This is a genomic window from Rhizobacter sp. SG703 (genome assembly GCF_012275445.1).
GTDB lineage: Bacteria > Pseudomonadota > Gammaproteobacteria > Burkholderiales > Burkholderiaceae_C > Rhizobacter.
This window is the reverse complement of record NZ_JAAZQK010000001.1, coordinates 11888-36408: the sequence shown is the minus strand read 5'-3', so window position 1 is coordinate 36408 and position 24521 is coordinate 11888. Positions and strand designations below refer to the sequence as shown.

Sequence of the window (24521 nt, the reverse complement as noted above, 5' to 3'; positions counted from 1 at the left end):
GGCGGCTGTCCACAAGCCCGGCCCCTTGAAACGGCCCGACTTATCCACAACTCGAACACATCAAGATTTTCGGAATTCAGGAGAACCACATGGCAAAAATCATCGGCATCGACCTCGGCACCACCAACTCGTGCGTCGCCATCATGGAAGGCAACACCACCAAGGTGATCGAGAACAGCGAGGGTGCGCGCACCACGCCGTCGATCATTGCCTACCAGGAAGACGGCGAGATCCTCGTCGGTGCCTCTGCGAAGCGCCAGGCCGTCACGAACCCGCGCAACACGCTGTATGCGGTGAAGCGCCTGATCGGCCGCAAGTTCACCGAGAAGGAAGTGCAGAAGGACATCGACCTGATGCCCTACACGATCGCGAAGGCCGACAACGGCGACGCGTGGGTGGAAGTGCGCGGCCAGAAGCTCGCGCCGCCGCAGGTCAGTGCCGAAGTGCTGCGCAAGATGAAGAAGACCGCCGAGGACTACCTGGGCGAAGCCGTCACCGAAGCGGTCATCACGGTGCCGGCGTACTTCAACGACGCCCAGCGCCAGGCCACGAAGGACGCAGGCCGCATCGCCGGCCTCGACGTCAAGCGCATCATCAACGAGCCGACCGCTGCGGCGCTCGCGTTCGGCCTCGACAAGAACGAGAAGGGCGATCGCAAGATCGCGGTGTATGACCTGGGCGGCGGCACCTTCGACGTGTCGATCATCGAGATCGCCGACGTCGACGGCGAGAAGCAGTTCGAGGTGCTGTCGACCAACGGCGACACCTTCCTGGGCGGCGAAGACTTCGACCAGCGCATCATCGACTACATCATCACCGAGTTCAAGAAGGAGCAAGGCGTCGACCTGTCGAAGGACGTGCTCGCGCTGCAGCGCCTGAAGGAAGCGGCCGAGAAGGCGAAGATCGAACTGTCGAACAGCTCGCAGACCGACATCAACCTGCCGTACGTGACGGCCGATGCCTCGGGCCCGAAGCACCTGAACATCAAGCTGACGCGTGCCAAGCTCGAGTCGCTGGTCGAGGAGCTGATCGAGCGCACCATCGCGCCGTGCCGCACCGCGATCAAGGATGCCGGCGTCGCGGTGAACGCGATCGACGACGTGATCCTGGTCGGCGGCATGACCCGCATGCCCAAGGTGCAGGAGAAGGTCAAGGAGTTCTTCGGCAAGGAACCGCGCAAGGACGTGAACCCTGACGAAGCGGTGGCCGTCGGTGCCGCGATCCAGGGCCAGGTGCTGGCCGGTGACCGCAAGGACGTGCTGCTGCTCGACGTGACCCCGCTGTCGCTGGGCATCGAGACGCTGGGCGGCGTGATGACGAAGATGATCGCGAAGAACACGACCATCCCGACCAAGTTCGCGCAGACCTTCTCGACCGCCGACGACAACCAGCCGGCGGTGACGATCAAGGTCTACCAGGGCGAGCGCGAGATGGCCTCGGGCAACAAGAGCCTGGGCGAGTTCAACCTCGAAGGCATCCCGCCGTCGCCGCGCGGCACGCCGCAGATCGAGGTCAGCTTCGACATCGACGCGAACGGCATCCTGCACGTCGGCGCGAAGGACAAGGGCACCGGCAAGGAAAACAAGATCACCATCAAGGCGAACTCCGGCCTCTCCGAAGCCGAGATCCAGCAGATGGTGAAGGACGCCGAGCTGAACGCCGCCGAGGACAAGAAGAAGCTCGAGCTGGTGCAGGCCCGCAACCAGGCCGACGCGATGGTGCACAGCGTGCGCAAGTCGCTGGCCGAACACGGCGAGAAGCTCGATGCCGGCGAGAAGGAAAAGATCGAGACCGCGCTGAAGGACGCCGAGGAAGCGCTGAAGGGCGAAGACAAGGCGGCCATCGAGGCCAAGAGCGAAGCGCTGATGGCCGCGAGCCAGAAGCTGGGCGAGAAGGTCTATGCCGATGCGCAGGCGGCCCAGGCCGCTGCCGCCGGCGCCGCATCCGGTGGCGAGGCGCATGCCTCGCACGCCGAAGCGGCTTCGTCGAAGCCGGCCGACGACAACGTCGTCGACGCCGAGTTCAAGGAAGTGAAAGACCAGAAGTAAGCCCGGCGGTTCGCTGAGCGGTACCCCCGTGGGCTGTCACAGGCGCACGGGGGATTTGCATTTCAAGCATGAGCACCCATGGCAAAGCGTGACTACTACGAAATCCTCGGCGTCGCGAAGAACGCGTCCGACGAGGACATCAAGAAGGCCTACCGCAAGCTGGCCATGAAGCACCACCCCGATCGCAACCAGGGCGACGGGGCGAAGAAGTCCGAAGAGCAGTTCAAGGAGGTCAAGGAGGCCTACGAGATGCTCTCGGACGCGCAGAAGCGCGCGGCCTACGACCAGTATGGCCATGCCGGCGTCGACCCGAACGCCGGCGGCTTCCGTCCGGGCGGCCAGGGCGGCGAAGGCTTCGGCGGCTTCGCCGAGGCCTTCGGCGACATCTTCGGCGACATCTTCGGCGGCCAGGGCGGCGGCCAGCGCCGCGGCGCCGGCGGCCAGCAGGTGTTCCGCGGCAGCGACCTGAGCTACGCGATGGAGATCACGCTCGAGGAGGCGGCGCGCGGCAAGGAAACGCAGATCCGCATCCCGAGCTGGGAAGAGTGCGAGACCTGCCACGGCAGCGGCGCCAAGCCCGGCACCAGCGCGAAGACCTGCCCGAGCTGCAACGGCGCCGGCACGGTGCACATGCGCCAGGGCTTCTTCAGCATCCAGCAGACCTGCCCGCACTGCCACGGCACCGGCAAGATCATTCCCGAGCCGTGCGTCACCTGCCACGGCCAGGGCAAGATCAAGAAGACCAAGACGCTGGAGGTGAAGATCCCCGCCGGCATCAACGAAGGCATGCGCATCCGCTCGGCCGGCAACGGCGAGCCGGGCACCAACGGCGGGCCGGCCGGCGACCTGTACATCGAGATCCGCATCAAGCAGCACGAGATCTTCGAGCGCGACGGCGACGACCTGCACTGCACCGTGCCGGTCGGGCTGACGCTGGCGGCGCTGGGCGGCGGCATCGAAGTGCCGACGCTGGGCGGCAAGGCCGAGATCGAGCTGCCCGAAGGCACGCAGCACGGCAAGACCTTCCGGCTGCGCGGCAAGGGCATCAAGGGCGTGCGCTCCAGCTACCCGGGCGACCTGTACTGCCACATCAGCGTCGAGACACCGGTCAAGCTGACCGAGCACCAGCGCAAGCTGCTGAAAGAGTTGGACGAGTCCTTCAACAAGTCGGGCGGCAAGCATTCTCCGAATGCCAAGAGCTGGACCGATCACGTGAAAGACCTGTTCAAGTAAAGCGCCCGGCGCGGCCGGCGCTCAAGCGGCCATCCCACCCGACCGATATGGTGGGATGGCCCCGCTCGACCGTGACATTGCGCAGTGCCGGGCCATGGTCATCGACCCGAACCCGACCTCGCGCAGCATTCTTTCCGCCCAGCTGCGCGATTTCGGCGTCGGCACGGTCGTGCAATGCGGCCGCATCGAAGACGCCCGCAAGCAGTTGGAGGCCCGCCCGTTCGACGTGGTGCTGTGCGAGCACAGCTTCAGCGCCACCGGCTACTCCGGCCAGAACCTGCTCGACGACCTGCGGCGCAACCAGCTGCTGCCACTGTCCACCGTCTTCATCATCGTCACCAGCGAAGCCTCGTACGCGCTGGTGGCCGATGCCGCCGAATCGGCGCTCGACAGCTACCTGCTGAAACCCCACACCGCGACCGCGCTCGGCGAACGCCTGATGCAGGCGCGCCGGCGCAAGAAATCGCTCGGCGAGATCTTCCTCGCGATCGAGGAAGGCGACTTCGAGCGCGGCGCGGCGCTGTGCGCCGCCCGCTTCGAGCAGCGCGGGCCGTACTGGCTGTACGCCGCGCGCATCGGCTCGGAACTGCTGCTGCGCGTCGGCAAGCACGCCGAGGCGCGCCAGATGTTCGAGGAAGTGCAGAAGACCGGCGCGATCCCGTGGGCGCGGCTGGGCATCGCGCGCAGCCAGCTCGATGCCGGCCAGACGGGGCCGGCGCTGCGCACGCTGGAAAGCCTGATCGGCGAGCACCCGAGCTTCGTCGACGCGTACGACGTGATGGGCCGCGTGCAGGTCGAGCAAGGCGACCTGCAGAGTGCGCTGGACACCTACAAGCGCGCCACCGCGCTGACGCCCGGCTCGATCAGCCGGCTGCAGAAGCACGGCATGCTGGCCTTCTACATGGGCGACCGCGACGAAGCCGGCCGCATGCTGGAGCGCGCTGCCTCGGTCGGCATCAGCTCGAAGATGTTCGACTACCAGACGCTGGTGCTGCTGGCCTTCACGCGCTTCCACCAGCGCGATTCGAAGGGCCTGCAGCGCTGCCTCGACAACCTGCTGCATGCGCTGCAGAAGGTGCCGCAAAGCCGGCGCCTGCAGCGCTTCGCCGCGGTCGTCGAGGTGTTCAACCTGATGCTGCAGAAGCAGCTCGGCGCGGCCATCGCCGCGGTGCGCGAGATCACGCGCGACCTGCGCGATCCCGGCCTCGACGTCGAGGCGGCCTGCAACATGCTGGCGATGGTGTCGCAGCTCACCGCCGCCGAGCTGAACCTGGACGGTGCCGACGACTGGGTCGACGCGCTGGCGCTGCGCTTCGCGAGCGCGAAAGGCCTGGCCGAGCTGCTGGCGCGCACCGCCTCCAGCCACCCGCCGCACGCACAGCGCGTGCGCGATGCGCAGCAGCGCATCAACGAGATGGCCGAACAGGCGGTGTCGCACACGCTGTCGGGCGACCACCGCGGCGCGGTGCAGCTGCTGCTCGCGCACGGCGAGCGCACGCTGAACGGCAAGCTGATCGAGATGGCGCGCATGACGCTGCAGCGACACCACGAGAAGATCGCCGACGCCGAGCCGCTGCAGCAGCGCGTCGAAGCACTGCGCAGCCGCTACGCCGGCAATGCGATGCCGGCGCTCGGGCAGGCCTCGGGCCGCCAGGCGGGCGCGCTGACGCTGCGCGAACGCGGCGCACCGGCCGAGGCCGAAGTGAAGGTGGAAGCCGAGGATTGACCCAGCCGCGCCCCGCTGAACCCGCCTGGCCGGGCCGCCGGGTGGCGCCCCTTGGGGGCACAATCCCAGGATGCACCTTGGCCGCAACCGGGCACTGTTCCCTCGCACTCCGAACCGCTCCGCCTGGAATCCGCTGACGCTGGCCGTGCTGGCCGGCGTGTGGATCGCGGCCCTCGCGAACTGGCCGCTGTGGCAGTCGCTGCACGCGCTGCCCGAGATGCAGGGCCCGCGCGGCACGCTGTTCATCATCGCGTTCGGCGTCATCGTCGCGTGCCTGACCACGCTGGTGCTCGCGCTGCTGGCCTGGCGCTGGAGCATCAAGCCGGCGATCGGCCTCTTCCTGCTGGCGGCCGCCTTCGGTGCGCATTTCATGGGCACCTACAACGTCGTGATCGACAGCACGATGATGACCAACGTGCTGCAGACCGACCTGCGCGAGACGCGCGACCTGCTGAGCCTGCGCATGGCGGCGAGCGTCATCGTGATCGCGCTGCTGCCGCTGGCCTGGCTGTGGCGCCGGCCCTTGCAGGCGCCGGGCGCGCTGCGGCAGGCGGGTCGCAACCTGGTGGGCGTGGTGGTCGCGGTGGTCGTGATGGTGGCCGTCGCCGGCGCGCTGTTCGCCGACCTCGCGTCGACGATGCGCACCCACAACACGCTGCGCTACAAGATCAATCCGCTGAACTCGTTCTATGCGCTTGGCATGCTGGTGCACGACGCCAACGCGCGCCCGGCCGGACCGCCAGTGGCGATTGGCACCGACGTCGCGCTCGCGCCGCCGGCGCCAGGCGCGAAGCCGCTGCTGCTGGCGCTGGTGGTCGGCGAGACGGCGCGGGCCGATCACTTCGCGCTGAACGGCTACGGCCGGGCGACCACGCCGGCGCTGGCTGCGCATGGCGTCGTCAGCTTCAGCGACGTCACCTCGTGCGGCACCAGCACCGCCACCTCCCTGCCCTGCATGTTCTCGCACCTGGGCAAGCAGGCCTACGAATCGCGCGACCAGGACTTCGAGAACCTGCTCGACGTGCTGCAGCATGCCGGCCTCGCGGTGCTGTGGCTGGACAACCAGGCCGGCTGCAAGGGCCTGTGCGAACGCGTGCCGCATGACGACGCGTACCGCCTGGCGCCCGGCGCCGCGCCGATGCCGGCCGGGTTGTGCGACGGTGGCGAATGCCTCGACGAGGCCTTGCTGCACGGGCTGGACCAGCGGCTGGCCGCGCTGCCGGCCGAACGCCGCGCGCGCGGTGTGGTGCTGGTGCTGCACCAGATGGGCAGCCACGGGCCGGCGTACTCGAAACGCTCGCCGCCGGGCCGCAAGCCGTTCATGCCGGAGTGCACGACCAACGTGCTGCAGCAGTGCGACCGCCAGCAGCTGCTCAATGCCTACGACAACTCCATCGCCTACACCGACAGCGTGCTCGGGCAGGCCATCGACTGGCTCGGACGGCAGTCCGGCGGCTACGACCCGGCGCTGCTGTACCTGTCGGACCATGGCGAATCGCTCGGCGAGAACAACCTCTACCTGCACGGCCTGCCCTACGGCATCGCGCCGCGCGAGCAGAAGCACGTGCCGCTGGTGGTGTGGCTCGCGCCGCAGACCGAGACCGCGACCGGTGTCGCGATGAGCTGCCTGCAAGGCCGGCGCGACGTCGCGCTGAGCCACGACAACCTGGTGCCGAGCGTGCTGGGCTTCATGCGCGCGAAGACGGGCGTCTACCGCGCCGACCTCGACCTGTTCGCTGCCTGCCGGGGCCGACAACCGTAGGGTCCCACAATATTCCCGCGGCACGAACGTCTACCCAGGCATGGACCCGCCAACGCAGCCTGCCGCCACCGTGACCCTCCCGGACCGCGCCGACCCCGACCGTGACATCGCCGCCACGGTCCGGCGCGAGTCCGGCCGGCTGGGCGATTTCATCCGGCGGCGCGTGCGGGACCCCGGCGAGGCCGAGGACATCCTGCAGGACGTGCTCGAAGAATTCGTCGAGGCCTACCGGCTGCCGGCCGCGATCGAGCAGGTCAGCGCGTGGCTCTACCGGGTGGCGCGCTACCGCATCGTCGACCGCTTCCGCAAGAAGCGGGAGCAGCCGCTGCACGACGACGGCGACCCGGACGACGACGAGTCGAGCCTCGACCTGGCCCTGCCGTCGCCCGACGCCGGGCCGGAGGCAGCCTATGCGCGCTCGGTGCTGCTGGACACGCTGCAGCAGGCGCTCGACGACCTGCCGGCGAACCAGCGCGAGGTCTTCGTCGCGCACGAGCTCGAAGGCCACAGCTTCAAGGACATGGCCGCGCGCAGCGGCGTGCCGGTCAACACCTTGCTGGCCCGCAAGCGCTATGCGGTGCTCTACCTGCGCTCGCGCCTGCAACCCATTTATGACGAACTGGACGACTGAAGGAGAAACATGATGAAGGACACGACGAGATTCAAGGCGAGGTTCCTGGGCCGCGCGCTGCTGATGCTGGTCGCGGTGGCCGCGCTCGGCGCGGTGGTGATGGGCCTGTGGAACGCGATCGTCCCGGGGCTGCTGAGCGGTGCCCAGGTCATCGACTACCCGCACGCGCTCGGGCTGCTGGTGCTGTGCCGCATCCTGTTCGGCGGCTTCCGCGGGCACGGCGGCTGGCACGGCCACCGCTTCGGCCACCGCTGGCATTCGATGACGCCCGAAGAGCGCGAGCAATTCCGCCGCGGCCTGCGCTCGAAGATGGAATCGCGCATGGGCCACGGCCCGTTCGGCCGCGACGGAGCCGCTGAATGAGTGCAGCTCCCGCCCCCACCGCAGTCGCCGCCCCGGTCTTCACCGGCTACCAGAAGGTGGTGCTGGGGCTGCTCGCGTTCCTGCAGTTCGCCGTCATCCTCGACTTCATGCTGATGGCGCCGCTCGGCGCGCTGATCATGCCGGCGTTGTCGATCACGCCGAAGCAGTTCGGGCTCGTCGTCTCGGCCTATGCGTTCAGCGCCGGCACGGCCGGCCTGCTGACGGCCGGCTTCGCCGACCGCTTCGACCGCAAGAAGCTGCTGCTGTTCTTCTACGGCGGCTTCGTGCTGGGCACGCTGTGGTGCGGGCTCGCGCCGAACTTCGAAAGCCTGCTCGCGGCGCGCATCGTCACCGGCCTGTTCGGCGGCGTGATCGGCTCGATCGTGCTCGCGATCTCGACCGACCTGTTCCCGGCCTCGATGCGCGGCCGCGTGATGGGGGTGATCCAGACCGCGTTCGCCGCCAGCCAGGTGCTGGGCCTGCCGGCGGGGCTGTACCTGTCGAGCCACTGGGACTGGCACATGCCGTTCTTCGCGATGGCCGCGCTCGGGCTCGTCGGCGGCATGGTGGTGGCCTGGCGCCTGCAGCCGGTGGACGGGCACCTGAAGCTGCCGCAGGAACGCGGCGCCTTCGCCCACCTGCTGCACACGGTGACGGTGCCGCGCCACCTGCTGGCGTTCGCGGCGACAGCGTTGCTGACCACCGGCGGCTTCATGCTGATGCCGTTCAGCAGCGCGTTCACCGTCAACAACCTCGGTATCGACCTGCACAGCCTGCCGGTGGTGTACCTGGCGACAGGCTTGTGCACGATCGTCTTCGGACCGCTGATCGGGCGGGCCGCCGACAGGTTCGGCAAGTTCCGCATGTTCACGGTGGGCACGCTGCTGGCGATGACGATGGTGCAGATCTACACGCACCTCGGCCCGGTGCCGCTGCCGGTGCTGATCGCGGTCAATGCAGTGCTGTTCGTCGGGATCTTCTCGCGGATGATCCCGTTCCAGGCCATGGTGGCCGGCGTGCCCTCGCCGGCGCAACGGGGTGCGTTCAACGCGATCAGCGCGTCGGTGCAGCAGTTGTCGGGCGGCATCGCGTCGGTGGTGGCCGGACACATCGTCACCGCGGGGGCCGATGGGCGGCTGCAGCACTTCGAGTGGGTCGGCCACGTGGTGGTGGCGGCGTCGGTGGCGTCGTTCCTGCTGGTGTGGCGGCTGCAGCGGGCGGACAAGCCGGCGGCCGTGGCTGGGTGATCCCACAGCGAGGTATCGACCGGGATCATGTGTCGTCTCCGCCACGACGGCGGGGAGCGGCTTTCAGTTTCGGTTGCGTGCCGCCGAGCCGAGCCAGGCGCTTGGCACTCTCGCGCTCGATGAGCGCCTTCAATCCGTCGCGCACCATGGCCGAGCGGTCCAACGGACCGGTGAGTTTGGTCGCCTTGGCGAGCAGATCGTCATCGATGTTGATGGTGGTTCGCATGCTTCGACACCCTTGGCTGCCTCTCGACGGGCACCCCATGTAGCTTCGGTTGATGCTGAACTGATTCACGCCACCAGCGCCGCGGCTTCCTCCTCGACCCGTCCCTTCGACATCCGCACCACCCGATCCGCCACGTGGAAGTAGCGGTCGTCGTGCGAGATCACCACCAGCAGGTGCCCCTTCGCGCGCAGCTCGGGCAGCAGCTCGGTGTAGAACAGGTGCCTGAACGCCGGGTCCTGGTCGGCGGCCCATTCGTCGAACACCAGCACCGACCGGCCTTCGAGCCAGGCATGCACCAGCGCCAGCCGCTTGCGCTGGCCGGTCGACAGGTCGGTGGTGCTGAAGGCGCCGTCGCGCACCGACACCTTGTGCGCGATCTCCAGCCGCTCCAGGTAGGGCTGCGCCGCCTGCGGCAGCGGTGCCCCGCCCTCGCCTGCCAGCAGGTCCTCGAACAGGTAGAAGTCGGAGAACACCGTGGTGAACAGTTGCCGGTAGTCGTCGCGCGTCGCGTCGGTCACCGGCTGGCCGTCGAGGCGCAGCTCGCCGTGCTGGGGCGCATACAGCCCGAGCAGCAGCTTGATCAGCGTCGTCTTGCCGGAACCGTTGTCGCCGACGATGAAGACCAGCTCGCCGCGCCGCAGCACCAGGTCGACCGGGCCGAGCACGAACGGTTCGCCGCCGCCCTCGGAGGCGGCGAACGCATAGCGCACGCCGCGCAGCTCGATGGTGTCGACGAACGCGACCTCGCCGGCCGGGCGGTCCAGGTGCAGGTGCGGCTCGGGCGTCGCGAAGCGCAATGACAGATCGCCGATGCGCTGGAACGCCACCTTCGCGCGGCCGACGTTCGGCAGCACGCCGACCAGTTGGTCGATGGGGCCCTTCAGGAACAGCAGCACCAGCACGAAGCCGCTCAGCACCGCCGGCGCCACCGTGCTCGCCGCGGCCCAGCCGAGGATCACCGCGATCAGCAGGAAGAACAGCGCCGAGCCGAACGCGCTGCCGACCACGTAGGTGTTGATCGCGCGCTGGTTGACCGCGCGGATGCCGTCGACCGTCCGCTCGATCTGGCCGGACATCATCCGCGCCCGCCGCCCGCGGTGCATGCGCAGCTCCTTCGCGCCTTCGCTGATGCCCCGGTAGGCCTTGTGCAGCTGCTCCTCGCCGTCGCGAGCGCGCCAGAAGCCGGCCTCGGCGCGCGTCAGCACCACCGCCTGCACCGCGGCGCCGACCGCGAGCGCCACCACCAGCAACCCGAACATCGGCAGCGACAGCCACGCCAGGTAGCCCAGGCAGCCGAGCGCGATCGACAGCGCGATCACGGTGGACGCGAGCACGAAGCCGGCGTCGCTGATCATGTCGACGTCCTGCGTCAGCACCGGCATCAGGCGGTGCGTTCGGTAGCGCTCCAGTGCATCGATCGGCGCCGAGAGGATCTTCTGCGCGAGCGACTTGCGCACCTGCGCCACCAGGCGCTGGCCGACCCGGTTGGTCGACATGTCGGAGGTCACGCGGCCGACCAGCGCCACCGCGCACAGCGACACGAAGGTCAGCAGCAGCCCGCCGGCCATGCCGCCGCTGCGGTTCAGCACCTGGTTGATCGTGCCGAGCAGCGCGACGGTGGCCGCGCCGGCCGCGATGCCGGTGACGACCGACAGCGCGAGCCACGGCAGGAACGGCCGCAGCAGGCGCGCGACCTCCGCGAACGGCCGGTCGACGAAGGGCGGATGGGGAGGAGTCGAGGCAGGAGGGCTCATGCCTTGCATGACGAACCACGCGTGCCGCCGTTCAGCGGCGTGGTCCCGCTGAACACCGCCCTGCCCCGTTCGTCTGCTCAGTCGTGATCCCGATGCTCGAACCTCTTTTCCAGGGCGCCTGGGCGCCGCTCGGCGAGGCGCTGGTGTGCGCGGCGCGGCCACCGGCGGGCGCTGTCGCCGTGCATCGGCTGATCGATGCGCAAGACGATTTGCTGGACAACCTGCTGCGCCGGCATGCGCGCCACCTCGGCGTGAGTGATGCGGAGCAGCACGGCACCGACCTGCGCGCGGCCGCGTCGAGCTGGTGCTTCGCCTACCTCGACGCGCTGCTGCCGCCGGTGGTCGCGGCGGCCAGCGTGCTGCAGCAGGTGTTCCCGACCGCGCCGCACGAGATGCAGGTCGCGTTCGACGACACCGAGGCGGTGCCGCGCCGGTTCTACATCGGGCACATCGGCACGCCGCACCCGGATGCCGACGGCGCGACCCGCCTCGCGCCGTTGATCGACGCCCACCTGGCGCCGCTGTTCGCGCAACTGGCGCGCTGCGCGCGGCTCCCTCCGAAGATCCTGTGGGGCAACCTGGCGCGGCGGCTCGACGGCATCTTCGAGCAGGCGCAGGCGCTGACGGGACACGCGGCCCGGATCGCGCACGACCGAGACACGCTGCTGGACCAGCCGCTGTGGCACGACGGCCGGGCCAACCCGTTGTGGCCGCGGCAGCGCCCGCACCCCGATGCGCCGCGCGACATCCGGCTGCACCGGCAGTGCTGCCTGTTCTACCGGCTGCCGGCGCAGGCGTACTGCAGCGCCTGCCCGCTGGCGCCGCAGCCGTAGCCGGGATGCCCATCCGGGAAATGGTCGGACGAATCCCGGATGGGCCGGCGGGCTACGCGGCCGCGAGCCTTGCGACCGCGCGCGCCGGCTCCGCCTTCAGCGTGTGGTCCGACCACACCTGGCGCCAGCGGCGGGCGCCGGGCAGCCCGTTGCGCAGGCCCAGCATGTGGCGCACCACGCGCGACCACGGCTCGCCGCGCAGGCCGACGCGCTCCATGTAGTCGACCATCTGCTGCTCGATCGCCGCGCGGTCGAGCGCGCGGTGATCGGCGCCGAAGAAGAGCTCGTCCCACTGCGACATCAGCCAGGGGTTGTGATACGCCTCGCGGCCGAGCATCACGCCGTCGAGGTGCTGCAGCTGCTCGGTGATCTGCTCTTGCGTGGTCACGCCGCCGTTCAGCACGATGGTCAGGTGCGGAAAGTCGCGCTTCAGCCGGTGCACCGTCTCGTAGCGCAGCGGCGGCACCTCGCGGTTCTCCTTCGGGCTCAGGCCTTTCAGCCAGGCGTTGCGCGCATGGACGATGAAGACCTCGCAGCCGGCCTCGGCGATCTGGCCAACGAAGTCGCGCACGAATTCATAGCGTTCGTCCTGGTCGATGCCGATGCGGTGCTTCACGGTCACCGGGATGGACACCGCATCGCGCATCGCCTTGACGCTGTCGGCCACCAGCGCCGGCTCGTTCATCAGGCAGGCACCGAAGGCCCCGCGCTGCACGCGTTCGCTGGGGCAGCCGCAGTTCAGGTTGACCTCGTCGTAGCCCCATTGCTCGGCCAGCTTCGCGCAGAACGCCAGATCGGCCGGTTCGCTGCCGCCGAGCTGCAGCGCGACCGGGTGCTCCTCGGCATTGAAGTCCAGGTGCCGCGGGCGGTCGCCATGGATCAGCGCCCCGGTGGTGACCATCTCGGTGTAGAGCCGGGTGCGCCGGGTCAGCAGGCGGTGGAAGTAGCGGCAGTGGCGGTCGGTCCAATCCATCATTGGAGCGACGGACAGGCGCCAGGGGGAAGCGTCGGGGGTGTTCACGTGGGTGGGGTGCCTGGGCTGTTCGAGGGGCGCGCAGGCTCGTGGCTCGCGGGAAGGAGTGCATTGTCCCAAAGAACGGCGAGCGACATGGGCGGTGGGGTCAGCTCCTGCAGATCGCTTGCATCCTGTCTCTCCCGACAAGCCCGCCATCTTGCTTCAAGACAGCGGAATAAAGTGCCCACCGGACGCGTCCACACACGACAGGCGGCCCACCGGTCACGGCCGCCACACCGGAGACACCCCATGCAACGTCGCAGACTTCTTGCCGGCAGCGCCGGCCTGCTGGCCGGTGCCACGCTGGCACGCCATGCCCTCGCACAGGCGCCCATGCCCATCGACCTTCCCTTCGCCAATGGCAGGCGCAACCTCGTCGCCTTCCCCGAGAAGCGCCCGCTGATCGTGCTGACCTCGCGGCCGCCGCAGCTCGAAACGCCCTTCGAGGTCTTCAACGACGGCCTCCTGACACCCAACGATGCCTTCTTCGTGCGCTATCACAACGCCGGCATCCCGACCTCGATCGACGCCGACACGCACGTCATCAAGATCGGTGGCAACGCGCTCGCCAAGCCCTACGAGCTGAGCTTCAGCGCGCTGCGCACGCAGTTCAAGCCGACCGAGATCGTCGCCGTCAACCAGTGCTCGGGCAACAGCCGCGGCTTCTTCAGCCCCCGCGTCACCGGCGGGCAACTCGGCAACGGTGCAATGGGCAATGCGCGCTGGCTGGGCGTGCCGCTGAAGGACGTGCTGGCCCGGGCCGAACCGAAGAACAGCGCACGCCAGGTCAGCTTCAACGGCCTGGACATCGCGCTCTTCGGCGGCGGAGATTTCGTGAAGGCGCTGGACATCGCCCACGCGATGGACGGCGAGGTGATGCTCGCCTACCAGATGAACGGCGCCGACATCCCGCTGCTCAATGGCTACCCGGTCAAGCTCATCGTGCCGGGCCACTATGGCACCTACTGGGTCAAGCACCTGTCGGAGATCGAGGTCGTCGACGACACCTTCGACGGCTTCTGGATGAAGACCGCCTACCGCGTGCCCGACAACGACTGCACCTGCATCGAGCCCGGCACGACCCCGAAGTCGACGCGCCCGATCGGCCGCTTCAACGTGCGCTCCTTCATCACCTCGCTGGCCGATGGTGCGCGCGTGAACGCCGGCCAGCCGATCGCCGTGCGCGGCATCGCGTTCGACGGCGGCCAGGGCATCCGGGAGGTCGCGTACTCGACCGACGGCGGCCAGAGCTGGCGTGGCGCGAAGCTCGGCACCGACATCGGCCGCTACTCGTTCCGCGAGTTCAGCTTCGGCTTCACGCCCGACAGGGGTCCGCACGAGCTGCGCGTGCGGGCCTGGAACCGCTCCGGCCAGAGCCAGCCGATGGAAGCGCTGTGGCAGCCCGCGGGCTACATGCGCAACGTCGTCGAATCGATCCGCGTCCACGCCGCATGAGGAGCCAGGCCATGAAGAATCGTTCGTCCCTGCTTGCGCTCGCGCTGGTCGCCATCGCACTTGCCACCGCGTGGCCGACGCCGGCGCCCGCGGTGCCGAAGAACATCGAACTGCCGCCCGACGGCCTGCAACTCAAGCCGAGCGCGCTGCCCGGCTTCGAGAAGGCGCAGGCCCACTGCACCGCCTGCCACTCAGCCGAGTACATGGCCTACCAGCCGCCGACCGCCGCACGTCCCTACTGGGACGCGATGGTCAAGCGCATGAAGGGCGTCTTCAAGGCGCCTGTCGCCGACGCCGACATGCCGGCCATCATCGACTACCTGGTGAAGACCTATGGCAACGAACAGGTCGCGCCGTGATGCGTTTTGAGGTGCGCGGTCATTGAACCACGTCCTCAAGCCCGGGCGCCGAGGCTGACAGGCTACGTGCCCACGCAGGTCAAAGTGGGAACGCGATGTCTGAAGGTATGGAAGAGCTGGCGCGCCGGCTGGTCGTGGACCACAAGCGCGATGGACGGGTCGTGTACGACGAGCAGGCAAAGGCGAACTGGTCTCCATGTGCACCGCGCCCAGAGCGTCTGGTGTCGCGCTTGGCACGCGAGTGCGGCGTCAACGCCAACCAGCTTGGCCGCTGGATCCGCGAGAGCGCCGAGCGGCGCCAGCGTGCGCTCGTTGTACCGCCGGAGCGTGGCGCGGCGCTCGTCCCGGTCACGATGGAAGCTCCGTCGTCGACCGTGGGGGCCGAGGGGCGCTGTGCTTGCAGGCTCGACTGGGCGCCTGCGGTATCGTTGACCGCAGCCCGACAACGATCCGCCCAAATGAGCAGCGACTTCTACGACCGGCTCGCGCCCTTCTACCACCTGCTCTATGGCGACTGGGATGCCGCCGTGCGAACGCAGGGCGAGGCGCTGGCGCGCCTTCTACACATGCGGGGCGTGGAGCCGGGCGAGCCTGTTCTTGACGCAGCCTGCGGTATTGGCACGCAGGCGCTGGGCTTGCTCGCCCGGGGCTACGCGGTAGACGCCTCGGACCTCTCGCCGGGCGCGGTCGCCCGACTGCGACAAGAACTTGATGCACGTGGCCTGCGGGCCAGCGTTCGCGTCGACGACCTTCGCACACTGCAAGGCACGGCCGACTGCAGCTGCGCCGCTGTCCTCGTCTGCGATAACAGCCTGCCACACCTGCTGACCGATGCTGAGATCCTGCAGGCGCTGCGCAATGCCCATCGCGTCCTACGCCCTGGCGGCTGGCTGGTGCTCTCGGTCCGTGACTACGGCGCCATTGAGCGCCGCTCACCCGACGTTCGCCCGTACGGCCTACACCTCGACCGTGATGGCACGCGCTTCCTTGCCGTCCAGGTGTGGGAGTGGGATCGCGACTGCTATGACTTGCGCATGTACCTCACGACTGAACAGCCTGACGGTCGCTGCACGACGCAGGTCTTAACAAGTCGCTATTACGCGGTGACCACTGACCGGTTGCAGGAGCTAATGAGCGAAGCGGGCCTATTTGAAGTTCAGCGTCTCGACAATGTTCTGTTCCAGCCGGTGCTCGTCGGGCGTCGGGCCGAGACGCCAGCCTGACTGCCCGCGTCCAACAATGGGCTGCGAAGCAAGGACGTAGCTCAAAGCGCGCTTACGTTTTGAGGCACGCAACTGACAGCTGCAGACAGCACTCGGAAATACTGTACGTTCGTACAGTTCATCGCTACGATGCATCGCTCCTCGACTCCGCCGAACGACTGCGATGAACCCCGACATGACTTCCGAAAACTGGGCGCTGAAGTGCGCCGAGCGCCTGCACGAACAATGGCCGCGCGTCGACCGCAGCGATCTTGAGCACCTCGCGTGGGCACTGATCTCGGAGCCCTATTGGCAAGGAATGGACCCCGGCGCGGCCGCGCTCGAATGGCTGCAGCAAGGTGTGTCCGATCAACGCGACGCGCAGCCTGAAGCCAGCAACGACGCAGTGCTGCCGTGCAGCCGCTGACGGCCGCTCAGGCCCGCCCGGCGGCCAGCGCGATGCCTTGTGCGAAACGCGGCAGCAAGGGCATCGGCAGGTCGTGCCCCATGCCGTCGATCAGGTCGAGCTCGGCACCGGCGATCTTGCGGGCCAGGTCGTGCGCCGCACCCACCGGCACCAGCGGGTCGGCCTGGCCGTGGATCACGCGGCATGGCAGCGTCACGCCCGCCAGGCGCCGGCTGCGGTCGCCATCGGCCGCAATCGCCACCAGTTGGCGTGCGGTGCCGGCGGGTCGGTACGCACGGTCGACCGCCGCGCGCAGCTTGGCCTGCATCCACGCCGGATCGGGCCGGTACGCGGGGCTGCCGATCAAATGCATGAAGCGACCCAGGTGCGCCGCGATCGAGGCCGGGTCGCGCGGGTTCTCCGGCCGGCTCAGCAGCGCGCGTCGCACCTCGGGCGTGGCCATCGGCACGCGGCGCGAGCCGGTGCTGGTCATCATCAGCGTCAGGCTCTTCAGGCGCTGCGGATGATGGATGGCCATCAGCTGCGCCACCATGCCGCCCATCGACGCGCCGCACACATGGGCCTTCGCGATGCCCAGCGCGTCGAGCACGCCGATGGCGTCGTCGGCCAGCGCGCGCAGCGGGTACGGCGGGCGGATCGGCAAGTGGAAGGCGAACTTCATCGCCGCCACCGCCACGTTCGGCACGCCCAGCTGGTCGAAGCCCTGGCTCAGGCCGACATCGCGGTTGTCGAAGCGGATCACCCGGAAGCCGCGCGCCACCAGCATGTCCACCAGCTCGTCGGGCCAGGCGGTGAGCTGCATGCCCAGGCCCATCACCAGCAGCAGCGGCTCGCCGGTGGGCGAGCCGTGGTCCTCGACCTCGAGCGAAATGCCGTTGGCCGAGAGCTTCATGCGCCGGCGGTCTTCAAGAACCCGCCCTTGAAAAACCACTTGCGCACGCCGCCGGTCGCAAAGCGGTGCCAGTGCGCCGGGTCCTGCGCGAGCCGGTCGGCGATGGCATAGAGCGCCAGCGGGTTCATGCCCATGCCGATGTGGCTCGCATGCACCTCGATGTTCTCGGCCAGCGGAGATTCGTCGTTGATGCTGCACTGCCACGCGACGACGCCATCGGTGCGCGAGTAGATCGACGTGGTCGGCACCGGCGGCGGCCGGCGCACCTGCTCCAGCAGCGCCGGGTCGTGCACGCTCTGGCCGCTGACCCATTCGTAGAGGCGCCAGGCGTTGGTCGCGCGCGGGTGGCCGGTGAACGGCGTGCCGAGCGTGATCACGCAGCGGGTCTGGTGCGGGCGCTCCTTCGCGACCTCGCGCGCGTAGACGCCGCCCAGGCTCCAGCCGATCAGGCTGACCGGCTTCCGGTGGCGCTGGTGCAGGCCGTCGACGGTCTCGACGCAGCGTTGCAGCACGCCGTCGCGCGGGCCGAAGTTGAAGCCCTGCTCCCACGGGTACGGCACATAGCCGCGGTCGCGCAGGAAATTGCGCAGCGGCACGGTCGTGAAATCGGCGGCGGCGAGGCCGGGGAACACCAGCACCGGGTGGCCGTCGCCGGGCGGCAGCTTGTCGAGCGCGCGGTTCAGCACCGGCGTCGATGCGAGCATCGCCGCGAGCTCCCACGGCGCACGCCCTTCCAGCATCAGGAGCAAGGCGTTGGGGGCTTTCAGGTCGTCACCGGGAAACTGCTGCGCGCCGTCACGGGGCATGGTGGAGGGCCTCGTCGGGCCGTCGTGAACACACCTGCATCTTAGTGGGCAATCAGCGAGCAGCCGCGAGTTTGGCTGGAGCCTTCGCCCTAGGCTCGGCATGGGGCCTGGTGCGGCGCTTGGCAGCAGACGACGGTGTCACCTTCGCGACAGGCGCGACCGGCTTGGCGGTGGCCGGCAACGCCAGCAACTCGGCCAGCGAGGCCTGCAGGTGGTCCGCCAGTTCGGCCACCTCGGGCATCGCCTTCGCGCAGGCCATCAGCCCGAAGTCCAGCGATTCGTCATAGCTCTGCACCGTGATGTTGAGTGCGATGCCATGCACGACGATCGAGGCCGGGTAGTTGGTCAGCATCTTCGCGCCGGCCATGTAGAGCGGAAACGCCGGCCCGGGCACGTTCGAGATCACGACGTTGGCGATCGGCGGGATGCGGTCGGCCACCCTCGCCTTGCCGTACAGCGACGTGACGGTGCTCATCAGCCACGGCACGCCGAGCGACGGAAAGTCGCTCGGCATCAGGCTCTTGACGCTGCCGAGCGTGGATTTCATCGCCGCGCTGGCGGCCTGCACGTAGCGCAGACGCTCCATCGGGTCGGCGATGTGGGTGCCGAGGTTGACGACCGTCATCGAGGCCTGGTTGTTCGCGGTGGTGTCGCCGGCCGCGCGGGTCGACACCGGCACCGCCGCCACCATCGACTTGCGCGGCAGCGGGCCGTGCTGCAGGAAGTGCCGCCGCAGTGCGCCGCCGCACAGCATCAGCACGACGTCGTTCAGCGTCGCGTCGTGCGCGCGGCGCAGCGCCTTGACCTGCGCGATCGGCAGGCTGACGCCGGCGAAGGCTCGGCCGGCGGTCACCGAGGCGTTGAGCCGGGTGCGCGGGGCGAGGCCGATCGACGCTTCGGCGGTGCCGCCGCGCACCTGGGCCACGGCACGGCCGGCGACGCTGCGGGCGCCCTTCTCCGCCATCTGCGACAGGGCCCCCACCGTCGATGGCAAGGCCTTCACGAGCTTGCCGTACTGCTGCAGCTGGTTCGCGAGCACGCCACTCAGCAGGCTGGCGAGGCCGATGTCGAGCTTCTTCGCGGGGCGCGCCTCGTGGTCGATGTTGCGCGGCGTGGCCTGCACATCGAGGATGGCCTGGGCCAGCGCGATCGCGGCCTGGCCGTCGACGGCGGCGTGGTGCAGCTGCGTGTAGAGGGCGACGCGCTTCTCCTTGTCCGGCCCCGACGCGAGCCCTTCGAAGACGTGGAACTTCCACAGCGGGCGTTCGCGGTCGAGCAGCACGGGGTGCAGGCGGCTGACCTGTTCATCGAGTTCGGCGAGGCCGCTGCCGCGGGGCAGCTTGATGCCGACGATGTGCTGCGCAAGATCGGGCTGGGCATCGACCCACACCGGGTTGGCCAGGTTGAACGGCATCCACGCGAGCTTGCGGCACAGCACCTTCGCCAGCGGCAGGCGCGAACCGATGTGGCGCCGCACGTCGGCGACGAAGCTGCCCTTGTAGCTGGCCGGCAGCTCGAACAGGTGCAGCGCGCCGACGTGCATCGGCATCTCGGGCGTCTCCATGTAGAGGAAGGACGCGTCCAGACCGGACAGCTGCTTCATGGGCCTCTCCCTGGGGAATGAGGCTGATGCTAGGGCGGGCCGTCGAACCTGGCCCCTCGGAGAAGCCCTAGCACCCATCCGATGGAGGGGATCACCCCCATGCGTAGGAAGTCAGGATTGGTTGGTGATCCGATGCAAACGCCGGTTCGCTGTCGTGATCGTTGATGTACTTTTTCACCTGGTCTTCGTTGTTGAACGAGGTGATGCCGGACGTGTCGTGGCACGCCGCCGGCAGAAGCTTGCATTTCGTCCTCTCGAATCCTCGCTGAAATACCCGATCCAAGGTGCCGCCCAATGCGGGGCAACGCTGGAACAAGACACTGATCATTGCCTTACGGCATTCAGGCTGCAATGACGCAAGGAACGCGTGTGGATTGAAGGGATGTGAAGCTTTCGATAGCGCGTCATTGGCCTCTTGCCGGTGCTGTTCGGATGCCAGTGAAGCGACAACCTCTCCCATAGTCGATGCTGCTCAGGGAGGTCAAGGTGAACGTTGATTGAATAGAACGGTTCGTCCTCATCGCGATGCTTGAACTTCGTGACCTGCACCCCCCGTTCCCACTCGGATCCGAAGTTGTGATCCTTGATCTGATCGGCCACGGCTTTGGCCTCTTCAGGCGACATACCGCTCGTGTCGGGGCGAACAGTTGGTTGACTCGGCGTTCGGGTGAAATAGCGCATGTAGCTGCCTTCTAGCGTCAGCTTTTGCGGGTCGTATGCCGTGATGAACTTGAACGCCTTGTCGCCGCCTGCCTCGTTGTAGTTGTTCACGAGTGCTTCGTATCCTCGCAACTTGAACTGATCGAGAAGCGGTGTGAGCGAATCCACGGCGTCGCCAAACTTGGTCTCGAACTGGCGACATTCCTGAATGTTGACCACGTCCGGTCGCTTCGCCACCAGGACCGCGTCGAGCGCTTCGACGACCTCGGGAGCGCGCGCATTGGCGCGCCATGCGGGATGGGTCTCCCGCGCGTAGCCCTCTTCCGTACGCGCAATGTTGGTGTCGATGTTGTAGCTCAGCGAGCGGACCTTGGTCATGGGAATTCCTCGTTTGGCGCTGCTCAACAGCAGCTTGTGCCACCCTGAGCAACGCAGCCCAACCGAGGGTTCCGCTCTTCTACAAACAGCTTGGGGCTATGCTGCCCGATTCAGTCCAGCCAACGGATGCGCAAACCCCGGCCACGGGCTCTCGAAGAACGCCGCCACCATCGCCGGCGTCACGTCGTCGATGCGCGCCGGGTTCCAGCGCGGGTTGTGGTCCTTGTCGACCGCCAGTGCGCGGATGCCTTCGACGGTCTCGCTCGCCGCGCCCGGGCGCAGCTGGAAGCAGCGGCGCACCAGATCGCGCTCCATGCGCAGGTCGTCGGCCAGCGTCATCGTGCGGGCACGCCGCACTTGCTCCAGCGTCACCGCCATCATCAGCGGCGAGCGTTTGCCCAGCGTCGCGAGCGTGGCCTGGGCCCACTCGCTCGAATCACCCTTCAGCGATTCGACGATGCCGATCAACGACTCGGCCGCAAAGTGCCGGTCGATGGCCGCACGATCGAGAACGCTCGTGGCCGCCGGCGCCACCGCCCGCGCGCGCACTGCGGCCTGCAGTTGCGCAGCGTTCTCGTGCGGCTGGTCGACCAAGGCCTCGACCAGCGCCGGCAACTCGCCGCTTGCCACGCACACATCCGCCAACCCGCACGCGATCGCATCGCCCGCGCCGAGGATCTGCCCCGTCAGCGCCAGGTACTCACCGAGCCGCCCCGGGCAGCGCGCGAGGAACCAACCACCGCCGACGTCAGGGAACAGCCCGATGTGCGTCTCCGGCATCGCCATCTTCGTGCGCTCGGTCACCACGCGCAGCGAGGCGCCTTGCGAGATGCCCATGCCGCCGCCCATCACAATGCCGTCCATCAGCGCGACATAGGGCTTCGGATAGGTGTGGATCAGGTGGTTGAGCGCGTATTCCTCGGTGAAGAAATCTTCCAGTTCCGGGTTGCCGGCCAGCGCCGCCTGGTGGAAGAAGCGGATGTCGCCGCCGGCGCAGAAGGCCACGCCCTTGCCCTCCAGCGTGGCACCGCGCACCACGACGGCCTGCACCGCCGCATCGTCGCGCCACGCCAGCAGCGCGCGCGTGATGTCGCGGATCATCGACAGCGACAGCGCATTCAGCGCCTGCGGCCGGTTCAGCGTCAGCAGGCCGATGCCGCCCTGCACTTCTGCGATGACGAATGACGAACTGGATGTCGAAGCGCTCATGCCCGTGCCTCCCGCAACCCGACCCATGCATTGACGAACAAGGTGCCCAGCACCAGGCTGCCGCCGACGATCACCGCCATCGACGGCTGCTCGCTGGTGCCCAGCCACGCCCACGCGATGCCGAACACGATCTCCAGCAGCGCCAGCAGCGACATCTCCGGCGCCGGCAGGTGGCGCGCCAGCCGCACCGCCAGCACGCACGGGATCGCCAGTTGCACCAGCCCCAGCAGGCCGAGCAAGCCGACATCGTGCACCGACGCCTGCAGCGGCAGCGACAACGGCAGCGTGACGATGGCCGAGATCAGCGAGCCCAGCAGCAGCGCCGGCACCAGGTCGACGCTGGTGCCGCTGCGCTGCAGCGTGTTCCAGTTGATCGCGCTCGCGATGGGCACGCCCAGCGCGACCAGCGTGCCGATGACGTGCTGCGGCTCCGAGCTGACACCCTGCCCGTACATGTAGGCGATGCCCAACCCGGCCAGCACGATCGCGGCCCAGGTGCGCCGCGCGACCGGGTGGCCGAGCGTGAATCGCGCCAGCACCGCGGTGATCAGCGGCGCGAGCGCCATCGTGATCAGCACGTTGGCCACCGTGGTCAGCGTGAGCGCCACCATGAAGCAGGTGAACATCACGCTCCACATCACGCTCGAGACCCACAGCGGCCGCCCGCCTGCGCGCAGCAGCGCCAGCGTGCTGCGGCCGTGCGCCCAGGCGTAGTAGCCGCCCAGGCACACGAACGTGGCCAGGCTGCGCCAGAACGTCACCTCGAAGCTGCGCGCCGATTCGAGCTGGCGCGTCACCACGCCGGCGATGCTCCACATCAGCGTGACGAGCAGCATGCCCGCCACCGCCCGCCCGTGGGTCATGTCACTCGCTGCGGGAAGCGCGCTTGCGGTCGTGTTCCTTCAGGTGGCGCTTGCGCACGCGGATCGACTTCGGCGTGATCTCGACCAGCTCGTCGTCGGCGATGAACTCCACGCCGTACTCCAGCGTCAGGATGATCGGCGGCGTGATCTTGATCGCGTCTTCCTTGCCGGAGACGCGGAAGTTGGTCAGCTGCTTCGCACGCACCGCGTTGACGATCAGGTCGTTGTCGCGGCTGTGGATGCCGACGATCATGCCTTCGTACACCGGGTCGCCCGGCTTCACGAACATGCGGCCGCGGTCATCGAGCTTGCCGAGCGCGTAGGTCACGATCTCGCCGTCGTCCTGGCTGATCAGCACGCCGTTCTTGCGGCCTTCGATCTCGCCCTTGAAGGCTTCGTAGCCGTCGAAGATGTTGCTGATCAGGCCGGTGCCGCGCGTCAGGTTCAGGAACTCGTTCTGGAAACCGATCAGGCCGCGCGCCGGGATCTTGTACTCGAGGCGCACGCGGCCCATGCCGTCCGGCTCCATGTTGACGAGCTCGCCCTTGCGCTCGCCCATCGCCTGCATCACCGCACCCTGGTGCTGGTCCTCGACGTCGGCCGTCACCATCTCGATCGGCTCGTGGCGCTCGCCGTCGACCTCCTTGAACACCACGCGCGGCTTGCTGACGGCCAGCTCGTAGCCCTCGCGGCGCATGGTTTCCAGCAGGATGGTCAGGTGCAGTTCGCCGCGGCCCGACACCTCGAAGATGCCGTCTTCGTCGGTCTCGCGGACCTTCAGCGCCACGTTGCTCTGCAGCTCGCGCTGCAGGCGGTCCCAGATCTGGCGGCTGGTGACGAACTTGCCTTCGCGGCCGGCCAGCGGCGAGTTGTTGACGCAGAAGTTCATCGTCAGCGTCGGCTCGTCGACCTTCAGCATCGGCAGCGGCTTCGGGTCGTCGATGCTGGTCAGCGTGACGCCGATGCCGATGTCCTCGATGCCGTTGATCAGCACGATGTCGCCGGGGCCGGCTTCAGTGGCTTGCTGGCGCTCCAGGCCTTCGAACTTCAGCACCTGGTTGACGCGGGCGTTGAACGGCGTGCTGTCCGGGCCGCTGAACACGGCCACGTTCTGCATCGGCTTCAGCGTGCCCTGGTTGACCCGGCCGATGCCGATGCGGCCGACATAGGTGGAGTAGTCCAGCGAGCAGATCTGCAGCTGCAGCGGTCCGGCCGGGTCGCCTTCGTGCGCCGGCACGTGCTTCAGGATCGCGTCGAACAGCGGCGCCAGGTCGGTGCCGGTCTCGCCGGCGGTCAGCGTGGCCCAGCCGTTCAGGCCGGAGGCATACACCACCGGGAAATCGAGCTGCTCTTCGGTCGCGCCGAGCTTGTCGAACAGCTCGAAGGTCGCGTTGATCACGTAGTCGATGCGCGAACCGGGGCGGTCGACCTTGTTGACGACGACGATCGGCTTCAGGCCGAGCGCCAGCGCCTTCTTGGTGACGAAGCGGGTCTGCGGCATCGGGCCTTCGACGGCGTCGACCAGCAGCAGCACGCTGTCGACCATCGACAGCACGCGCTCGACCTCGCCGCCGAAGTCGGCGTGCCCCGGGGTGTCGACGATGTTGACGTGCGTGCCCTTCCATTCCACCGCGCAGTTCTTCGCGAGGATGGTGATGCCACGTTCCTTTTCGAGGTCGTTGCTGTCCATCACCCGTTCGGTGACCTTCTCGTTCTGGCGGAAGGTGCCGCTCTGGCGAAGCAGCTGGTCCACCAGCGTGGTCTTGCCATGGTCCACGTGGGCGATGATGGCGATGTTGCGGATCTGTCGGGTCATGACGTGCTCTCTG

23 protein-coding genes are annotated in these 24521 nt (G+C 68.2%); 12 read left to right on the top strand and 11 right to left on the bottom strand.

The window, feature by feature from the left end:
- Nucleotides 1-89: 89 nt before the first annotated feature.
- The 7 genes from dnaK (at nucleotide 90) to FHT26_RS00135 (ending at nucleotide 9010) form a co-directional block, all read left to right on the top strand.
- Nucleotides 90-2048, top strand: coding sequence for a molecular chaperone DnaK (dnaK, locus tag FHT26_RS00165; protein ID WP_168558192.1), 1959 nt, complete (start codon nucleotides 90-92; stop codon nucleotides 2046-2048).
- Nucleotides 2049-2126: 78 nt separating this feature from the next.
- The gene (gene dnaJ / locus FHT26_RS00160) at nucleotides 2127-3281 is read left to right on the top strand and encodes a molecular chaperone DnaJ (protein ID WP_168558191.1); all 1155 of its coding nucleotides are present in this window, start codon (nucleotides 2127-2129) and stop codon (nucleotides 3279-3281) included.
- Between the two features lie 94 nt (nucleotides 3282-3375).
- Nucleotides 3376-5007, top strand: coding sequence for a response regulator (locus tag FHT26_RS00155; protein ID WP_246867650.1), 1632 nt, complete (start codon nucleotides 3376-3378; stop codon nucleotides 5005-5007).
- Between the two features lie 70 nt (nucleotides 5008-5077).
- The gene (locus FHT26_RS00150) at nucleotides 5078-6769 is read left to right on the top strand and encodes a phosphoethanolamine transferase (RefSeq protein WP_168558189.1); all 1692 of its coding nucleotides are present in this window, start codon (nucleotides 5078-5080) and stop codon (nucleotides 6767-6769) included.
- A 40-nt stretch (nucleotides 6770-6809) separates the two neighbouring features.
- Nucleotides 6810-7400: an RNA polymerase sigma factor gene (locus FHT26_RS00145; RefSeq protein WP_168558188.1), complete on the top strand. Its 591-nt coding sequence runs from the start codon at nucleotides 6810-6812 to the stop codon at nucleotides 7398-7400.
- 12 nt (nucleotides 7401-7412) lie between these two features.
- On the top strand, nucleotides 7413-7763 hold the full coding sequence (locus FHT26_RS00140; RefSeq protein WP_168558187.1) for a hypothetical protein: 351 nt from the start codon (nucleotides 7413-7415) through the stop codon (nucleotides 7761-7763).
- Entirely contained in the window at nucleotides 7760-9010 is a 1251-nt protein-coding gene (locus tag FHT26_RS00135) for an MFS transporter (protein ID WP_168558186.1), read from the top strand. The genes FHT26_RS00140 and FHT26_RS00135 overlap by 4 nt, the downstream gene beginning before the upstream one ends.
- A gap of 25 nt (nucleotides 9011-9035) precedes the next feature.
- On the opposite strand, the gene FHT26_RS00130 is transcribed toward FHT26_RS00135, so the two are convergent.
- Nucleotides 9036-9236 (bottom strand): type II toxin-antitoxin system VapB family antitoxin, encoded by a 201-nt coding sequence (locus tag FHT26_RS00130; RefSeq protein ID WP_168558185.1) that lies wholly within the window; start codon nucleotides 9234-9236, stop codon nucleotides 9036-9038.
- A 65-nt stretch (nucleotides 9237-9301) separates the two neighbouring features.
- Nucleotides 9302-10990: a cyclic peptide export ABC transporter gene (locus tag FHT26_RS00125; protein ID WP_168558184.1), complete on the bottom strand. Its 1689-nt coding sequence runs from the start codon at nucleotides 10988-10990 to the stop codon at nucleotides 9302-9304.
- A 92-nt stretch (nucleotides 10991-11082) separates the two neighbouring features.
- Between FHT26_RS00125 and fhuF the strand changes: the two genes are divergently transcribed.
- Nucleotides 11083-11823: a siderophore-iron reductase FhuF gene (fhuF, locus tag FHT26_RS00120; protein WP_210427190.1), complete on the top strand. Its 741-nt coding sequence runs from the start codon at nucleotides 11083-11085 to the stop codon at nucleotides 11821-11823.
- 52 nt (nucleotides 11824-11875) lie between these two features.
- Here the strand turns inward: fhuF and dusA are convergent, their stop codons facing one another.
- Entirely contained in the window at nucleotides 11876-12844 is a 969-nt protein-coding gene (gene dusA / locus FHT26_RS00115; RefSeq protein WP_349238054.1) for a tRNA dihydrouridine(20/20a) synthase DusA, read from the bottom strand.
- Nucleotides 12845-13087: 243 nt separating this feature from the next.
- On the opposite strand from dusA, the gene sorA reads away from it, so the two are divergent.
- The 4 genes from sorA to FHT26_RS00095 all read left to right on the top strand — a co-directional run bounded on the left by sorA (nucleotide 13088) and on the right by FHT26_RS00095 (nucleotide 16281).
- The gene (sorA, locus tag FHT26_RS00110) at nucleotides 13088-14293 is read left to right on the top strand and encodes a SorA family sulfite dehydrogenase catalytic subunit (RefSeq protein WP_168558181.1); all 1206 of its coding nucleotides are present in this window, start codon (nucleotides 13088-13090) and stop codon (nucleotides 14291-14293) included.
- Nucleotides 14294-14304: 11 nt separating this feature from the next.
- Nucleotides 14305-14652, top strand: a complete 348-nt coding sequence (sorB, locus tag FHT26_RS00105; protein WP_168558180.1) for a SorB family sulfite dehydrogenase c-type cytochrome subunit — start codon at nucleotides 14305-14307, stop codon at nucleotides 14650-14652.
- A 95-nt stretch (nucleotides 14653-14747) separates the two neighbouring features.
- Nucleotides 14748-15875: a class I SAM-dependent methyltransferase gene (locus FHT26_RS00100; protein WP_246867648.1), complete on the top strand. Its 1128-nt coding sequence runs from the start codon at nucleotides 14748-14750 to the stop codon at nucleotides 15873-15875.
- 163 nt (nucleotides 15876-16038) lie between these two features.
- Nucleotides 16039-16281, top strand: coding sequence for a hypothetical protein (locus tag FHT26_RS00095; protein WP_168558179.1), 243 nt, complete (start codon nucleotides 16039-16041; stop codon nucleotides 16279-16281).
- 7 nt (nucleotides 16282-16288) lie between these two features.
- Here FHT26_RS00095 and FHT26_RS00090 read toward each other — a convergent pair whose 3' ends face one another.
- The 8 genes from FHT26_RS00090 to typA all read right to left on the bottom strand — a co-directional run bounded on the left by FHT26_RS00090 (nucleotide 16289) and on the right by typA (nucleotide 24508).
- Nucleotides 16289-17173 (bottom strand): alpha/beta fold hydrolase, encoded by an 885-nt coding sequence (locus FHT26_RS00090; RefSeq protein ID WP_168558178.1) that lies wholly within the window; start codon nucleotides 17171-17173, stop codon nucleotides 16289-16291.
- A complete protein-coding gene (locus FHT26_RS00085; RefSeq protein WP_168558177.1) occupies nucleotides 17170-17979 on the bottom strand; it encodes an esterase/lipase family protein in 810 nt (269 codons plus the stop codon). Before FHT26_RS00085 ends, FHT26_RS00090 begins: the two co-directional genes overlap by 4 nt.
- 52 nt (nucleotides 17980-18031) lie before the next feature.
- Nucleotides 18032-19582 carry a wax ester/triacylglycerol synthase family O-acyltransferase gene (locus tag FHT26_RS00080; protein ID WP_168558176.1) on the bottom strand — a complete coding sequence of 517 codons (1551 nt, stop codon included), beginning with the start codon at nucleotides 19580-19582 and terminating at the stop codon, nucleotides 18032-18034.
- Between the two features lie 91 nt (nucleotides 19583-19673).
- On the bottom strand, nucleotides 19674-19910 hold the full coding sequence (locus FHT26_RS00075; protein WP_168558175.1) for a hypothetical protein: 237 nt from the start codon (nucleotides 19908-19910) through the stop codon (nucleotides 19674-19676).
- Nucleotides 19907-20620: a hypothetical protein gene (locus FHT26_RS00070; protein WP_168558174.1), complete on the bottom strand. Its 714-nt coding sequence runs from the start codon at nucleotides 20618-20620 to the stop codon at nucleotides 19907-19909. The genes FHT26_RS00075 and FHT26_RS00070 overlap by 4 nt, the downstream gene beginning before the upstream one ends.
- A 96-nt stretch (nucleotides 20621-20716) precedes the next feature.
- A complete protein-coding gene (locus tag FHT26_RS00065; protein WP_168558173.1) occupies nucleotides 20717-21829 on the bottom strand; it encodes an enoyl-CoA hydratase/isomerase family protein in 1113 nt (370 codons plus the stop codon).
- Nucleotides 21826-22692, bottom strand: a complete 867-nt coding sequence (locus FHT26_RS00060) for a DMT family transporter (RefSeq protein ID WP_168558172.1) — start codon at nucleotides 22690-22692, stop codon at nucleotides 21826-21828. Before FHT26_RS00060 ends, FHT26_RS00065 begins: the two co-directional genes overlap by 4 nt.
- A gap of 1 nt (nucleotide 22693) precedes the next feature.
- Nucleotides 22694-24508, bottom strand: a complete 1815-nt coding sequence (typA, locus tag FHT26_RS00055; RefSeq protein WP_168558171.1) for a translational GTPase TypA — start codon at nucleotides 24506-24508, stop codon at nucleotides 22694-22696.
- Nucleotides 24509-24521: the final 13 nt, after the last annotated feature.

Coding starts and splice junctions, on each gene's coding strand:
- dnaK (WP_168558192.1), top strand. CDS start 90: ATGGCAAAAATCATCGGCATCGACCTCGGCACCACCAACTCGTGCGTC.
- dnaJ (WP_168558191.1), top strand. CDS start 2,127: ATGGCAAAGCGTGACTACTACGAAATCCTCGGCGTCGCGAAGAACGCG.
- FHT26_RS00155 (WP_246867650.1), top strand. CDS start 3,376: ATGGTCATCGACCCGAACCCGACCTCGCGCAGCATTCTTTCCGCCCAG.
- FHT26_RS00150 (WP_168558189.1), top strand. CDS start 5,078: ATGCACCTTGGCCGCAACCGGGCACTGTTCCCTCGCACTCCGAACCGC.
- FHT26_RS00145 (WP_168558188.1), top strand. CDS start 6,810: ATGGACCCGCCAACGCAGCCTGCCGCCACCGTGACCCTCCCGGACCGC.
- FHT26_RS00140 (WP_168558187.1), top strand. CDS start 7,413: ATGAAGGACACGACGAGATTCAAGGCGAGGTTCCTGGGCCGCGCGCTG.
- FHT26_RS00135 (WP_168558186.1), top strand. CDS start 7,760: ATGAGTGCAGCTCCCGCCCCCACCGCAGTCGCCGCCCCGGTCTTCACC.
- FHT26_RS00130 (WP_168558185.1), bottom strand. CDS start 9,236: ATGCGAACCACCATCAACATCGATGACGATCTGCTCGCCAAGGCGACC.
- FHT26_RS00125 (WP_168558184.1), bottom strand. CDS start 10,990: ATGAGCCCTCCTGCCTCGACTCCTCCCCATCCGCCCTTCGTCGACCGG.
- fhuF (WP_210427190.1), top strand. CDS start 11,083: ATGCTCGAACCTCTTTTCCAGGGCGCCTGGGCGCCGCTCGGCGAGGCG.
- sorA (WP_168558181.1), top strand. CDS start 13,088: ATGCAACGTCGCAGACTTCTTGCCGGCAGCGCCGGCCTGCTGGCCGGT.
- sorB (WP_168558180.1), top strand. CDS start 14,305: ATGAAGAATCGTTCGTCCCTGCTTGCGCTCGCGCTGGTCGCCATCGCA.
- FHT26_RS00100 (WP_246867648.1), top strand. CDS start 14,748: ATGTCTGAAGGTATGGAAGAGCTGGCGCGCCGGCTGGTCGTGGACCAC.
- FHT26_RS00095 (WP_168558179.1), top strand. CDS start 16,039: ATGAACCCCGACATGACTTCCGAAAACTGGGCGCTGAAGTGCGCCGAG.
- FHT26_RS00090 (WP_168558178.1), bottom strand. CDS start 17,173: ATGAAGCTCTCGGCCAACGGCATTTCGCTCGAGGTCGAGGACCACGGC.
- FHT26_RS00085 (WP_168558177.1), bottom strand. CDS start 17,979: ATGCCCCGTGACGGCGCGCAGCAGTTTCCCGGTGACGACCTGAAAGCC.
- FHT26_RS00080 (WP_168558176.1), bottom strand. CDS start 19,582: ATGAAGCAGCTGTCCGGTCTGGACGCGTCCTTCCTCTACATGGAGACG.
- FHT26_RS00075 (WP_168558175.1), bottom strand. CDS start 19,910: ATGATCAGTGTCTTGTTCCAGCGTTGCCCCGCATTGGGCGGCACCTTG.
- FHT26_RS00070 (WP_168558174.1), bottom strand. CDS start 20,620: ATGACCAAGGTCCGCTCGCTGAGCTACAACATCGACACCAACATTGCG.
- FHT26_RS00065 (WP_168558173.1), bottom strand. CDS start 21,829: ATGAGCGCTTCGACATCCAGTTCGTCATTCGTCATCGCAGAAGTGCAG.
- FHT26_RS00060 (WP_168558172.1), bottom strand. CDS start 22,692: ATGACCCACGGGCGGGCGGTGGCGGGCATGCTGCTCGTCACGCTGATG.
- typA (WP_168558171.1), bottom strand. CDS start 24,508: ATGACCCGACAGATCCGCAACATCGCCATCATCGCCCACGTGGACCAT.